The 13,839-nt window shown below is 37.9% G+C and carries 13 protein-coding genes; 7 read left to right on the top strand and 6 right to left on the bottom strand.

Annotated elements, in window-relative coordinates; translation table 11 throughout:
* Positions 1 to 2: 2 nt before the first annotated feature.
* Together AC6H0V_RS04890 and AC6H0V_RS04895 are read right to left on the bottom strand one after the other, a co-directional pair.
* The gene (locus AC6H0V_RS04890; RefSeq protein ID WP_497562595.1) at positions 3 to 2,039 is read right to left on the bottom strand and encodes a ComEA family DNA-binding protein; all 2,037 of its coding nucleotides are present in this window, start codon (positions 2,037 to 2,039) and stop codon (positions 3 to 5) included.
* Positions 2,029 to 2,832 (bottom strand): PorV/PorQ family protein, encoded by an 804-nt coding sequence (locus AC6H0V_RS04895; RefSeq protein ID WP_497562596.1) that lies wholly within the window; start codon positions 2,830 to 2,832, stop codon positions 2,029 to 2,031. The genes AC6H0V_RS04890 and AC6H0V_RS04895 overlap by 11 nt, the downstream gene beginning before the upstream one ends.
* A 322-nt stretch (positions 2,833 to 3,154) precedes the next feature.
* Between AC6H0V_RS04895 and AC6H0V_RS04900 the strand changes: the two genes are divergently transcribed.
* Positions 3,155 to 3,844, top strand: a complete 690-nt coding sequence (locus AC6H0V_RS04900) for a DUF4397 domain-containing protein (RefSeq protein ID WP_497562597.1) — start codon at positions 3,155 to 3,157, stop codon at positions 3,842 to 3,844.
* Positions 3,845 to 4,011: 167 nt separating this feature from the next.
* Entirely contained in the window at positions 4,012 to 4,347 is a 336-nt protein-coding gene (locus AC6H0V_RS04905) for a hypothetical protein (protein ID WP_497562598.1), read from the top strand.
* A 399-nt stretch (positions 4,348 to 4,746) separates the two neighbouring features.
* Here AC6H0V_RS04905 and AC6H0V_RS04910 read toward each other — a convergent pair whose 3' ends face one another.
* Both AC6H0V_RS04910 and AC6H0V_RS04915 read right to left on the bottom strand, forming a co-directional pair.
* On the bottom strand, positions 4,747 to 6,135 hold the full coding sequence (locus AC6H0V_RS04910; protein ID WP_497562599.1) for an MBL fold metallo-hydrolase: 1,389 nt from the start codon (positions 6,133 to 6,135) through the stop codon (positions 4,747 to 4,749).
* A 344-nt stretch (positions 6,136 to 6,479) separates the two neighbouring features.
* Positions 6,480 to 6,641, bottom strand: a complete 162-nt coding sequence (locus tag AC6H0V_RS04915) for a hypothetical protein (protein WP_497562600.1) — start codon at positions 6,639 to 6,641, stop codon at positions 6,480 to 6,482.
* A gap of 373 nt (positions 6,642 to 7,014) precedes the next feature.
* On the opposite strand from AC6H0V_RS04915, the gene AC6H0V_RS04920 reads away from it, so the two are divergent.
* Positions 7,015 to 7,482, top strand: a complete 468-nt coding sequence (locus AC6H0V_RS04920) for a YMGG-like glycine zipper-containing protein (protein WP_497562601.1) — start codon at positions 7,015 to 7,017, stop codon at positions 7,480 to 7,482.
* Positions 7,483 to 7,514: 32 nt separating this feature from the next.
* Here AC6H0V_RS04920 and AC6H0V_RS04925 read toward each other — a convergent pair whose 3' ends face one another.
* Together AC6H0V_RS04925 and AC6H0V_RS04930 are read right to left on the bottom strand one after the other, a co-directional pair.
* Positions 7,515 to 8,936: an alpha-L-fucosidase gene (locus tag AC6H0V_RS04925; RefSeq protein ID WP_497562602.1), complete on the bottom strand. Its 1,422-nt coding sequence runs from the start codon at positions 8,934 to 8,936 to the stop codon at positions 7,515 to 7,517.
* A gap of 13 nt (positions 8,937 to 8,949) precedes the next feature.
* Positions 8,950 to 10,065 (bottom strand): trans-sulfuration enzyme family protein, encoded by a 1,116-nt coding sequence (locus tag AC6H0V_RS04930; RefSeq protein ID WP_497562603.1) that lies wholly within the window; start codon positions 10,063 to 10,065, stop codon positions 8,950 to 8,952.
* Positions 10,066 to 10,172: 107 nt separating this feature from the next.
* On the opposite strand from AC6H0V_RS04930, the gene AC6H0V_RS04935 reads away from it, so the two are divergent.
* From AC6H0V_RS04935 to AC6H0V_RS04950, 4 genes are all read left to right on the top strand, one after another.
* Positions 10,173 to 10,667, top strand: a complete 495-nt coding sequence (locus AC6H0V_RS04935) for a hypothetical protein (RefSeq protein ID WP_497562604.1) — start codon at positions 10,173 to 10,175, stop codon at positions 10,665 to 10,667.
* An 81-nt stretch (positions 10,668 to 10,748) separates the two neighbouring features.
* Positions 10,749 to 11,987, top strand: coding sequence for an aminofutalosine synthase MqnE (gene mqnE, locus AC6H0V_RS04940; protein WP_497562605.1), 1,239 nt, complete (start codon positions 10,749 to 10,751; stop codon positions 11,985 to 11,987).
* 70 nt (positions 11,988 to 12,057) lie between these two features.
* A complete protein-coding gene (locus tag AC6H0V_RS04945) occupies positions 12,058 to 12,681 on the top strand; it encodes a histidine phosphatase family protein (protein WP_497563362.1) in 624 nt (207 codons plus the stop codon).
* A gap of 74 nt (positions 12,682 to 12,755) precedes the next feature.
* Complete coding sequence (locus AC6H0V_RS04950) at positions 12,756 to 13,481, top strand: menaquinone biosynthetic enzyme MqnA/MqnD family protein (RefSeq protein WP_497562606.1); 726 nt, start codon at positions 12,756 to 12,758, stop codon at positions 13,479 to 13,481.
* Positions 13,482 to 13,839 lie beyond the last annotated feature (358 nt).

Here is a 13,839-nt window from a genome sequence, read left to right on the forward strand (position 1 = left end):
CTTTAAAATTGATACCGAAACTGTAATTTAACATCATTCTTATTAGTGCCTTCAATTTCATCTAATCCAGTACCAACCGTCGCAGTTTTTGGATAATAAGACACTGCATACCTTGCCCATACATCCAAATGTTTAGCAAGTTTATATTTAAGATTTAAGTATGACCTTAACCCCTTACCATTGTACATCCCTAAACTGAAGTTGTACAACACATCGTCTTCATAGGCGTAAATTCTACTTTCGAAAGAGGGAATATTGAAATAAGCAATCCGGAAATTAGCGCTAATTTTGGAGAATGGAGGCGAATATCCAATATCTTGATAACATAGATAGCCCAATTCGGGTGTTACCTCTCCCTTTTTAAATTGACACAATTCTAATCTATTTTGAAAGCTAAAAGAGGTGTTTAGCTGCCAGCTTATTTCTGCCCTATAGATTTCTTTTTTAACAGTTTCTAAATAATTGATAGGAGTTGGTAGACCTGTGTTCTGTTGTTTTAGCCCTGACTTATACCTTATAAATGCTTTTAAAGTTTTAGAAGGAGTATAGGTTAATTGTCCCAATAATTCGGATCCGTTTGAGGGCGCATCAATCCTGAATTTTAACCAAGGGAATTTAAAATAATCAGCGTACATGGAAAGAGAAAGCTTTTTTAATAGATTTATGTTAAGCCCAGCGTGAAAACCGTTTTCATTCACGGCCTCACTTGCTTCTGCAATTGCCTGATTATAGAAATTGTGGTAATTTTTCTGATAGTTTCGGTGTAACAATAGGGCAGAAACGCTAGGAGATAAACTAATTAATGCCCCATTTAAGTAAGCAATTCCGCCATGAAAACTTTTGCCGACTTCTCCAAAAACGAACACATTCTTATAGGTATGGTTATAAAATATACCCATGTTTGTTAACTCTTTGCCAACAAAGTAATAAGCTCTGTATACTTCTGGGCCCGTTATAAATGCTTTACTGAAACCGCTATGGAAGGCAATAGCGCCAATATTCGAGCTATTGTTTTGATAAGTTAAAACGCCACCAAATAAGTGGTGCGCTACGCTGTTTTTGTTTTTGATCTCTGTTGCAGTCCGGTGAAGCCCCGTTTCATTGATGGTTGTTAGCACCTCATCTCCGGTAGGGTTAACGCTTAAACTTGCATCCAATTTCCTGAATGAAACAAATGGAGTTAAATCAATATTTTTTATAAGATTAATTGTTGCGGCACCTCCTCTAAAAAACGAATATTCATTAGCAGATGTGTAGGCTTTTAATCCTACATCCTTTTTTACACTACTCGCAACCTCAGGAGCTTTACCAAATGCGAAACCAGACCATAATGTTAATCCCTGACCAAATTGCAGGGTATAATCGCCAATAAGTAATTTTTTAAGTCTTCCCGTATTATAAAGGGCAAGGTGGATAGATTGAAAATCAACGATAAATTGTTTAGTACCTCCGACGGGTTTCTCGCCCGCATCCTTTTCAAAAATAAGCGATGCTGAGATTCGGTTCGAAAAATTGTATTTATATCTAAACAACAATCGTTCTTCTGTACCTAGGTATTTGCTTCCTGATAGATTTTCAAAACCCTTTTGCTTTTCTAGAACTCTTCCAAAACGAACTACGATATCATTGTTTCCTAAACTGGATAAATTGCGATAGGTAATCTGATCTACTAAATCACTTTGATTTATGGTTACAAAAGGTAAAATTTTTTGGATCGTTTCAAGGTCAAAATCAGCTATGCTTTGTAGTTCCAAAATGTCGATTAGCTTGCCATTTTCTCTTAAATGGGTGAGTAAATGGTTAATTTGAATTGGTGAAAGCAACAATAAGTTTTTTAATTCTTCTGCATTGGTATGATTTAGATTTATGGGATGCGTACTCAGAAAGATAAATTTATCCTCCAATTCTGAAAGATCATAATCTTCCGGTAAATTTTCAGCTAGGCCTTCTATCAGATCTTTAATGAAATTTGCTGGATAGGTCTGCGATTTAGCTGTAAGATGAAACAGCAAAATCAAAAATAAACAACTAAAACGCATATGAAATTCCTATTTGGGGTTTATAGGCGATAAATTGGTCGCTCTCTACCGCCACGTCCACAAAAAGATTTTGATAATTGATCCCGAATCCAGCATAGTGCTTAAATGGCTTTACTGTTAAACCCGACCTTAAGCTGAGGACTTGGACGGGTTTATACTCTATTCCAAGCCCCATATCAACTGAAAATCCAATGCACTTGCTTATAGTGGTGGCGATTAAAACTTTGTTGCTTATCAGATAGGACATACCTACATAAATAGCCGTAGGAATGGAGTTTTGCACGAGCTTGCTGCCATATTGCTCCAGTGTGGGATTGGTAAAATATAGGCCGACGGTTAATTGTTGATTTAACAAATAAACTGTCCCTGCATCAACAGAAAAACCCGTAGTAGCGCCATAATTACTTATTTTTATTTGGTGATAATTTATTTTAAGTGCTAAACTAAATCCATCCCCAAATTTTTTGGCTAACGCCATACCGGTGTTAATCTCATTGTATTGAGTAGTCCCATGTCGAGTAAAATAAATACCAAAGGTATTATGGCCAACAGGAATAGTAAATGCTCCGGCTTGGTTGCTCAGGTCATCTACAGCTAGGTACTTTTGGTAGCTTAGCGATAATGTGGGCAATTTGATGGAAGTTATTCCTGCCGGATTTCCCGTGAGACTCCACTGATCTGTTACTGCAGCACTGTTCATGCCCATTGCGGTTAATCTTGGGCCAAAATGCTGGCCAAGACAGACAGTGATGCTGAACTGGAGCACCACTGTCATCATTATTTGTTTTTTCATAGACTTAGGTAAGCCAATATAAAAACAAAATATTATATAATAAAACTAATTTTATACAGAACTAAATTTTATAATTGGAAAAAATACAGACAATTATTCTTAATAGTTAATATTGTTAAATGGGGTATTAATCCTCTATCGTCAAAAGAATTTTCCTATCAGACAACTATCTTATCTTTAATTCGTATTTAATTAAATACCCTACATTTTTTTTATATTTATTAATCATTTAATCGCTTTGCATACTCAAAACCATTCGGCTCATAATCAACGTATTTGGCTTAATATTTGATGCTTATTCTTGTCCACTAAACTAAAACACATGAAAACATTTAACAAAAGATTGTCGATTATAATTGCCATGCTATGTATTGGATCGATATTATTCTCATCATGCAAAAAAAATGATGAAGAGCCAATCGTTCTTGGTAATGCAAATATTCGGATTGTAAACGCGGTGTCGGGGTCTATTGCCCAAGATCTTTACCAGGGCGAAACAAAAAAAACGACTTCATCTGTGGCTTATGGCTTATATAGTGGTTATTTAACGGTTGATGCAGGGAACACGATCATTTCACTCAAAAATACAGGTTCAACAACAGTTACTGCTTCATCAAATGTTGGCCTTATTACGAATGCTTCTTATACGGCTTTTTATTTTCCTACTGGATCTGGTGGTAACGGTCAGATTACCGGTTTCCAGGACGATACCACCGTTCCGGCAAGTGGCAAAATCAGAATCAGGTTCGTAAACTTGGGTGCTGCCTTAAATAACACCGTCAATGCTTCGGTAAGTGCTACGTCAACCGCTATAACTACAGGTTTAGCGTATGGATATGTTTCGGCCTATAATACAGTAGATGCAAACCAGGATATAGCAGTTACCGTAACCGGATCGGCTGTAGTTGGGATAATTCCCGGAGTTCAACTGCAAGCTGGAAAAATATATACCGTTTGGTTTGATGCCGCAAGTACTAGTAGTGTTAATATTCACGTGGTTCAGCAAAACTAATTAGGAAAGAACCATTACCAGCTTATCATAATCCATACCAAGGCATTCCAACTAAAGGAATGCCTTTTTACGTGGGATTAATTACTCAATTATTTTCAAGATACAACAAATCCTAAATTCCTGCCAATCGTTGTAATCTTAGTCGTAAATTGCACAAAATTAAAATAATGAGCGAGCCAAGAACCATTCCCGAATTCAAAGACTTCAAAACTTTTTATAAAAAAGCTGTAGAACCATTAAAAAAGGCCAATATTGGTCAGATCAGATTGGATGGAAAATTAAAAGGAGGTACCAGAAACGTGTTTGCTTATTTCTGGTATCAGGATAAAAAGTGGAAAGTAAATGCTGATACACACATAGATCGCCTCAAAATTGCCTTTGATGAACTTTCCAAATCAGACGAACCTTTTATAATTAAACCTACTAGAGATTTTAAAGGTGAGAGCTTATCGATTAAAGGTCAACCCATTCGGGATGCTAAGTTTTATGTTTACTCGGTTTAGGTTTTAACCAACTCATTTAGTGTTTAAAACATCCCGATAGCTATCGGGAAGAAGTTGCGTTAATTTTTTCACCACCTAAGGGCACCCAAGTAAAAACTTCCCTTGCGTTCTTTGCGAATCCTTTGCGCTCTCTGCGTTAACGTTTTCACCACCTAAGAGCACCTCAGAAACCTAAGTTATAAACTGCCTTTGCGTCGTTGTCCAAAGGGAATCCATTGGAGCGTTAATTTTTTTACCATCCCTGCCTGCCGGCAGGCAGGTACGACATCTAAGAACAGCTAAGCTTTTTCACTACCCAATAAAAACTTCCTTTGCGGTTTTTTTTAACAGCTACGCTTTTTCTCAGGCTAACACAATATAATAATTGAAACCTGTAAGTTGTTAACTCCAAACTGAAAACTAATTCAGCTCAATCTCTTCACCTTTTTGCGGAATAGTTACGTTATATCCTTCAGCGGTGAGTCCATCGGCCAATGCCAACATGGATTTTATTTCTCCATGTACTAAAAACACGGCCTTAAGGCGCTTAACATCTTGCTGCTTAACGGTTTCGAGGAGATCATTATGGTCTCCGTGCCCACTTAATAGGTCGGTTTTTTGGATAGCAGCATACACCATTAAATCGCGGTTACGTAAACGGATAATCGGATCGCCACGCAAAAGTCTATCTCCCAATGTTCCTTTAGCACAATATCCAATAAATAAAATGGTGCAATAGTAATTTTGAATGTTATAATAAAGGTGGTCTTGTATCCTGCCGCCTTCCAACATTCCTGCTGATGAGATGATAATGCAAGGCTCTAGATAATTGCTTACCGCCAGACTCTCTTTGCGATCGTGAACATACGCCAGGTTTTCGAACTCAAATTCATCGCCCTTGGCCCGATAAAAATCTTTAGCCTCATCACTCACCAACTCATGGTGCTTGCGGTAGGCTGCTGTTGCGTAATTAGCGAGTGGACTGTCTACAAAGATCTGCACGGGTGGAAGCAGGCCGGTACTAAAAATCTGATTTAAGGTAAATACAAGGGATTGGGTTCTACCAATGCTAAATGCAGGGATGATTAGTCGCCCAGGACTTTTAATGCACGTTGCGGTAATGGCTTCGATTAATTTTTCTTGGATCGTGGTTCCCGTACTATGAAGCCTTCCACCATAAGTTGATTCGCAAACCAAATAATCTACTTGGGGCAAAGGTTGAGGATCAGTAAGTACAGGGTAGTTTTTCCTTCCAATATCACCAGTAAATGCAATTTTTTTGTTGTTCCCATCTTCAGAAATGCTCAACACCACAGCTGCCGCTCCTAATAAGTGCCCTACGGGAATAAACAGGAGTTCGATATTTCCATTAATCCGAAAGGGTTTATTAAATCCTATGGTTACGAAGCGATCAACAGTTTCCATCACATGCTTTTGCAAATAAAGGGGTTGCGGTCCGCTGTGGCCGCGTTTGCCTTTTCGACTTTTATTTTGCTTACTAAGAAAAATATTTACAGAATCGAGTAATAGGAGTTCAGTAAGATCGGCAGTAGCAGCAGTACACAAAATCTGACCTTCGAAACCCATCCGTACCAAAGTTGGCAGATTTCCCGAATGATCTATATGGGCATGGGTTAGAATAACCAGATCAATGCTGGCTGGATTAAACGGAAAGTATTGGTTTTCTTCTTGGTAAGTTCCTTTTTCGTAATCCAGACCGCAATCTATCAGAATGGAATAGTTGTTTGTTTGTAGTAAGTGCATGCTGCCAGTAACTTGTTGAGCAGCTCCCCAGATCGTTAGTTTCATGTATAGATTATTCCTTCGCTATTTAGGGCAAGATATAAAAAGTATAGCGTTTGGCGAAAAGCGATAGGCGATTGGATAGCCACAGATGCTTAGATTACTTGTTGAAATTTATTTATCAGAAGCGCCAAGGCAGTAGGAGGATGGGGAGACAATCCCGCTCTGCGCTGCAATCTTTTAACTTAACCCACATCTATGTGATAAAAGATTTCCGCTTCGATCGGGGCTAATTTACCCAGGGCAGTGGTACTATGTGAAGTTGCGATTTGCATAAGAAAGCCGCAGATGCTCAGATTAATTGAATAAACAAAATCTGCGCATCTGCGGCCAAATAGTTAATTAGCTAATTATTTCTTTTCTGGAGGTGTAGAAACAATCTCTCCAAATTCGTTAACGTAAGCCATCATGCTTTCCAAATCTCCACCTGTAGAGTTTTGTTGACGTTCTTGCTTGCGTTCTAGTTTATCTTCCTTCTTTTTTTGTCTATTTTTTTCTAACTGTTTTTTCATGAAGGTAGCTTGCGATTTTGCCATAGTAAATTATATTAATTAAAAACTGCTATTCCCTAGTTTACCTTTTGTTGATCTCTAACTTAAGAATGGTTAGATCAAGACGTTATATTTATCCTACACGGTTACGGTGCCTGTTATGGATTGGATGCTAAAAAATCGAATTTTTTAGTAGGTATCCTTAAAGAGAAAAGTATATTGATATCCGTTGTGCAAAGATACAGAATGTTAAGCGAAAAACTAAATCCCTTTATAGTTGTTATGTCATTAGTAGAAATAACCAAAGGGATCAATTAAATTTTTTTTCAACATTTATTAATCTTGGCATCATTTTTACAATATACTAGATATAATTAAATTAAAATTAACAGAAATGAAAAAGATATTCGCAATAGTTGCATTAGCTACAGTGTTAGCTTCATGTAGCAACGGTGCCAAAGAAGATACATTGGCAAAACAACAAGCAGTAGCTGCTGTTAAAGACAGTTTAAAATTAGACAGTTTCAAAAGAGCAGAAGTGGTAAGACAACAACAACTAGTAGAACAAAAACATCAGGCAGAATTAGCTGCAGTTAGACGCAGTTCTTCATCAACGTATTCTTCTAGTGGTTCTTCAACCAGTTCATCTGGTGGTACAACTACCGCAGCAAAGAAAAAAGGATGGAGTAGTGCAGCAAAAGGTACTGCTATCGGTGCTGGTGTTGGTGCATTAGGTGGCGTACTTATCGATAAAAAAGACGGTAGAGGCGCAATTATCGGTGGCTTAGCAGGTGCTGGTGCCGGATATGTAATTGGTAGGGACAGGGATAAAAAAAGTGGAAGAGTTCAACCAAAAAATTAATCCCATCTATATATAATAAAAACGCCTAGACTTTAGTTAGTCTGGGCGTTTTTTTTATGCTTTTCGTTATACACTTCAAATTCACTAATCTGCGGAGGCTTGGTATATCCTAAAATAGAAATCCTAACTTTCTCTCCTATAACTTGCGGAAAACGGTGGATTTTAATCTTGTCCTTGTTATTACCATTAAATAGTGGCCTCCAACTTCCATTGCTAAAAAATTCTAACCTATAAGTATTGATAGTTGCTAATTTCTGGGCAATAACAATCATATTAAAAGAAGTGGGCTTCTTAAAGGTAATTTCATACCAAGGATTTTTCACAGTCGCATTAGAAACCCATGATGTGCTAAAATTATCATCATTTGCAAAGTCCATAATATCCATATCATCGCTCCAACTCGAATTACTGACCTGTTTTTTAGCCAGATTACTGGAAATAATCGGAGCATCGGTAGCCGATAATTTGTCTAAAGGGCCTGCGTTTCTCCATAATCTCCCAATTTCCTTTAACGAAGCAAGCGCATTCTCATCAATTAGTCCATCTCGGTTAGGTGCTACATTTAATATAAAATTACATAATGCTTTGTTCATGGGGATGAGGTTGTCATAAACTAACTTCTCTGCATTTTTTAATGTTTCATTTGGCGAATAGGTTTTCCAAAACCAGGTTGCCTGTAAGGGTAAGCACGATAAAGCAGGTAATTTATTTTGATCTTTTGCAATATGTTGACCTGCATTTTGCTCATAAGATTTAATATCTGTATAATACAATGCTTCTGATGGATATTTTGCTGCATTTAAATCCATCAATAAACAATTAGGCTGCAAAGATTTAACCAACAAATAAATATCTTCAAATGGGATATCATCATAAGAAATTCTTGACCATGGCGCATCCCAACCATCGATAATCAATGCATCAATCTCACCGTAATTGCTTAGTAGTTCAGTAATTTGAGCTTTAACCATTTTGATATGATTAGGCGTAATGCTATTTGGCCTTAGTTTATGGTGTGTATCCAAAATAGAATAATAGAGCATCACTTTTAGTCCTTTTGCCCTAAAAGCATCGGTATATTCTTTTACTACATCCCTTTTCAAAGGGCTGTTCATTACATTGTAACTGGTTGTTTTGGTATTCCAAATGGCGAAACCACTATGATGCTTGGTAGTTAAACACCCGTAGCTCATATTTGCTGATAGTGCAGCATCAGCCCACTGTTTACAATCCAATTTTTTTGGGTTAAATAATGCGGGACTGGCCTCAGGGTCTGCCCAATCCTGATCCATATAGGTTGGGATGTTGTAATGAATAAACATGCCAAAACGCAGATCTATAAAATCTTGTTGCCTTTGCTGAAGCGTTTTAACTGCGCTTTTTTGTTGTGCATTTACACCTATTTCACCAAAAAAGTTAAACACGCATAAGACAATGAGTAATTTCCTTACCATAATCAATTGTAAACTAATTAAGCGCTTGATCTAAATCGGCGATCAAATCGTCTATATGCTCCAATCCAACAGAGATCCGGATTAAATTTTGAGGGGTTTTAGTGTCAGGACCTTCAACAGATGCGCGGTGCTCTATCAAGCTTTCAACACCACCCAAACTCGTTGCTTGCGTAAAGATTTTAACTGAGTTCACCACTTTTCTCGCTTCTGTAGCGCTCCCTTTTATTAGTACAGATAGCATACCACCAAAATTTTTCATTTGTTTCTTGGCAATTTCATGCTGTGGATGTGATGGTAGTCCCGGGAAGAAAACGGCTTCAACCTGAGGGTGTTCTACTAGATATTGCGCTAATTTCAGGGCATTATCACAATGCCCGCGCATCCGGTAAGCCAAAGTTTTTATACTTCTCAGTAATAAAAAACAATCAAATGGCGAGGGTACTGCTCCTCCGGTCTGTTGTACATTTTTTATCCTTTCCCAAAAGTCGCTTAATTTTGCCGTAGTTAGTGATCCTCCCAGCACATCGCTATGGCCTCCGATATATTTTGTACTAGAATGCATTACAATATCTGCCCCTAGTAAGATCGGATTTTGCAATACAGGCGAGGCAAATGTACTATCAACTACTAATAGGAGTTGATGTTTCTTGCTGATTTTGGCTAATTCTTCAATATCGGTAACTTTTAATAAAGGATTTGAAGGGGTTTCTGCCCAGATTAACACAGTGGAAGCATTAACATAACTTTCTATCGATGCGAGATTAGTTAAATCAATGAAGTCGAAAGTTAGAATGCCATCAAAAATAGTTAATAATTGTTTCTTTAAACCCCAATACATATCATCTGGTGCAATAATGTGATCACCCGGTTTTAATGCCTGAAAAACAGACATACCAGCGGTATTTCCAGAAGAGAACACACAGGTTTCTACGCCGAATTCGAGTTTTGTGATCACATTTTCAAGCGCAGCACGGTTTGGATTGCTTACCCTGCTATACATATGCCCGCCGGGATAACCACCATCTTCGGCCCTTAAAAACGTTGTGGATAGGCTAATCGGCATCGTAACATCCCCAGTTGCGCTTTTTACAAGATTTTGGGCATGGATAGCAGTAGTTTCTGGTTTCATCTGTGGCTCGAGAATTAGATTAATTTTTATACACAAATCTATATTTAATCTATCTAAAAAATAAGTTTTGGCAAGATTTATGTAATTAGATATCAAAAAACAAATATATGAAAAGAATATTTTTTATAGTAGCGTTAATCTGTAGTGCACTTATAGTGTTACAAAGCTGCTCGCCTAAAACTACTTCATCTGGTGCTGTAGCAGCAAAAAGAGGTGATGTATCAGGAAACTGGACACTAACTGATGTAACTTTCGAAGGTATCCCAGATATATCCGTAAAATCATTCTTGGGAGAAAGTTCTTATAAGTGTTTCGTAAATAGTACATGGAGTTTAACAAATAGTGGCAATGGAAGTTATAGCTTGCCAGGGAGTGATCTATGTGCAGCAAAAACTCAAAATATTTTTTGGTCGGTAAATTCAACCAATGGTACTTTCCAGTTTAAGAAATTGTTCGAAGGCGAAAAAGCTAAAAGTGTAACCGAAGGTTATGTTTTAGAATTAGCATCGAGCGATGGAAGTACGATGGTAATTAAATCGCCTGTGGCATTTGGTGGTAAGACTGCTTATGTAGTGCTTAATTTCACGAAAGCTGGTAAATAATTAGCTAATTAGCTAATTAGTGAATTGGCTAATTGTAGAAAGCTCCTTTTTAAGAGGGGCTTTTCTAGTTTTTACAAGAAAATGATTTTCAATAAGGGCATTATTGTACTTTTGCTAAATATTAAAAAAATTGCCGTGCAGTCTTTAGCTATTTTACTTCATAATCCTAATCTTTCAAATCCATTAAAAGTTATTGCCCAAAAAGTTCAGGACAATGAAAGGATCACTTTTGAGGAAGGAGTATATTTATATGAGCATGCAGAATTAGGCTATTTAGGCGTTTTAGCTAATCATATTAGGGAAAGGAAACATGGAGACCTCACTTATTTTAACAGAAACTTCCATCTAGAGCCTACTAATTTATGTGTTTACGATTGTAAATTCTGTTCTTATTCGCGCCTTATCAAACAAAAAGAAGAAGGTTGGGCATTAACTATGGACGAAATGTTGTCTATTGTTAAAAAATATGACGATGAGCCTGTTACCGAAGTTCACATCGTAGGTGGTGTATTGCCACAATATGATGTTGCCTTTTATGCTGCTTTATTTACTGCCATTAAACTTCACCGCCCAGGGCTGCATGTAAAAGCATTAACTCCGGTAGAATATCATTATATCTTTAAGAAGGCAAAAATTGATTATCCAACAGGGATGAAACTGATGAAAGAAGCTGGGTTAGAATCCATCCCGGGAGGAGGGGCTGAAATTTTTCATCCTGAAATACGCGAAATTATTGCAAAAGATAAGTGTACTGCAGATCAATGGTTGGCAATACACGAAGAATGGCATAAACTAGGCATGAGATCTAACGCTACCATGTTATATGGACATATCGAAAAATTTGAGCATAGGATTGATCATATGGAACGTTTACGTCAACTCCAAGATAAAACAGGAGGATTTCAAACGTTTATCCCGCTTAAATTTAGAAACCAGCATAATCAAATGAGCGCTGTTCCCGAAGTTTCGGTAATCGAAGACTTGAGGAATTATGCGATTTCAAGGATTTATCTGGATAACTTTGACCATATTAAGGCATATTGGGCAATGATTAGCAGGGAAACCGCGCAGATGTCGTTAAATTTTGGAGTAGATGATATTGATGGAACTTTAGACGATACCACAAAAATTTATTCAATGGCAGGGGCCGAAGAGCAGAATCCAGCTATGAGTACTAAAGAACTGGTAAATCTGATCAAACATGTTGGCAGAAAACCTATAGAAAGAGATACCTTATATCACGTGGTAACAGATTATACAGACGTTGTTTTTGAGGAGGATGTAAAACCACAATATTATAAATTGCCTGTAATCAATTAGGAGAGTCGGAAAGTCCGAGAGTCCGTAATTCAACCCATCTCAATACGCAATACGCCCTACGCTATACTAAATTATGAAAGAAATCTACCTCATCCGCCACGGCGAAACAGAACTAAATCGCTTGGGAATTGTGCAAGGACGCGGTATAAATAGTGATCTTAACGACACGGGTAGGGCTCAAGCCTTGGCATTTTATAATCACTATAAAACTATTAAATTCGACAAGGTTTATACTTCAACGTTAAAACGCACGCATCAAACCGTACAACAATTTATCGATGATGGTTTGCCTTGGGAACAGCTCGAAGGCTTAGACGAGCTAGCGTGGGGGATTTGGGAAGGGAAACCTAACACCGAAGAAGCAAGAACTGCCTTCAAGGAGGTCGTTGAAAAATGGCAAGAAGGTAATTACGAAGCTAAATTTGAGGGGGGTGAAAGCCCCAATGATGTAATGTTCAGGTTACAAGAAGCCCTTCACATCATTAAAGGTAATACGAATGAAAAATGTATTTTAATATGCATGCACGGAAGAGCTATGCGTTTATTATTGTGTTTGTTGATAAAAAAACCACTCTCAGAGATGGTCGACTTTCCGCACCAAAATACTACACTTTATAAAATGAATTTAGATGATGATGGTCAGTTTAGCATCATCGATTTTAACCATACTGACCACTTAAAAGACCTGAAATAATGTAAGATGGAAAATGGCAGATGGAATTTGACCTCCCATCTTCCGTCTTCCCTTTTATATCTTACCTATATACCGTGAACAAGATTAAGATTGCCGCCGTTTCCTATACCAATACCAAACCGTTTATTTACGGAATCGAAAATAATGATGTTAGAGATAAGATTGATTTAAGCTTAGCTATTCCTTCAGCATGCGCTAATGAATTAATTAATAATCAAATAGATATTGGTTTAATTCCCGTGGCGGCGATTCCACTGGTTCCGAATGCCAATATCATTGGTTCTTATTGCATCGGATCTGTTGGCGCCGTTAATTCGGTCTTTATTTTTAGCAATGTCCCGGCTGATAAAATCAAGACAGTGAAACTCGACCCTCAATCCAGGACATCAAATAACCTGGCCAAAGTATTGCTCAAATTCCATTTTAAGGTGGAAGTAGAATTTCTAACTGACCCTGATGACGAAGGAGATGCTATGGTACTAATCGGAGATCGTACTTTTGGCCGCAAAGCTGATTTTGCCTATGCTTACGATATGGGTACAGAGTGGATGAAATTTACAGGATTACCTTTTGTTTATGCAGCATGGGTAGCCAATAAAGCCATTTCTCAATCATTTATCGCCGAGTTCGACGCAGCGCTGAAGTTTGGTCTTGATCATAGAAAAGAGCTGCTAAAAACCTTACCGCGCCATCCGCATTTCGATTTGGAAGATTACTTGTTGAATAAGCTGGATTTCGAGCTAACAGATGATAAGAGGAGGGCGTTAACGTTGTTTTTAGGCTATATCGATAAACTTTAGCTTTATTTAATTCACCACCTAAGACACCAGACACCTGAGTTACCCAAAGATTGTTAGTCTGAGCGTAGTCGAAGACAGGTTAAGCCTTTCGACAGGTTCAGTTGGAGAAGCTTTCGGCCTTTACCAACTGCAAACTTCACCACCTAAGACACCTTAGTTGTCCCAATTTGTCAGTCTGAGCGTAGTCGAAGATAGGTTAAGCCCTTCGACAAGCTTAGGGCGATAAGCTTTCGGCCTTGCCAACTGCAAACTTCACCACCTAAGACACCTTAGTTGTCCCAATTTGTCAGTCTGAGCGTAGTCGAAGACCGGTTAAACCCTTGGACAAGCTTGGGGCGACAAGCTTTCGGCCATACGA

The organism is Pedobacter sp. NO84, assembly GCF_059703915.1.

Coding starts and splice junctions, on each gene's coding strand:
- AC6H0V_RS04890 (WP_497562595.1), bottom strand. CDS start 2,039: ATGCGTTTTAGTTGTTTATTTTTGATTTTGCTGTTTCATCTTACAGCT.
- AC6H0V_RS04895 (WP_497562596.1), bottom strand. CDS start 2,832: ATGAAAAAACAAATAATGATGACAGTGGTGCTCCAGTTCAGCATCACT.
- AC6H0V_RS04900 (WP_497562597.1), top strand. CDS start 3,155: ATGAAAACATTTAACAAAAGATTGTCGATTATAATTGCCATGCTATGT.
- AC6H0V_RS04905 (WP_497562598.1), top strand. CDS start 4,012: ATGAGCGAGCCAAGAACCATTCCCGAATTCAAAGACTTCAAAACTTTT.
- AC6H0V_RS04910 (WP_497562599.1), bottom strand. CDS start 6,135: ATGAAACTAACGATCTGGGGAGCTGCTCAACAAGTTACTGGCAGCATG.
- AC6H0V_RS04915 (WP_497562600.1), bottom strand. CDS start 6,641: ATGAAAAAACAGTTAGAAAAAAATAGACAAAAAAAGAAGGAAGATAAA.
- AC6H0V_RS04920 (WP_497562601.1), top strand. CDS start 7,015: ATGAAAAAGATATTCGCAATAGTTGCATTAGCTACAGTGTTAGCTTCA.
- AC6H0V_RS04925 (WP_497562602.1), bottom strand. CDS start 8,936: ATGGTAAGGAAATTACTCATTGTCTTATGCGTGTTTAACTTTTTTGGT.
- AC6H0V_RS04930 (WP_497562603.1), bottom strand. CDS start 10,065: ATGAAACCAGAAACTACTGCTATCCATGCCCAAAATCTTGTAAAAAGC.
- AC6H0V_RS04935 (WP_497562604.1), top strand. CDS start 10,173: ATGAAAAGAATATTTTTTATAGTAGCGTTAATCTGTAGTGCACTTATA.
- mqnE (WP_497562605.1), top strand. CDS start 10,749: ATGATTTTCAATAAGGGCATTATTGTACTTTTGCTAAATATTAAAAAA.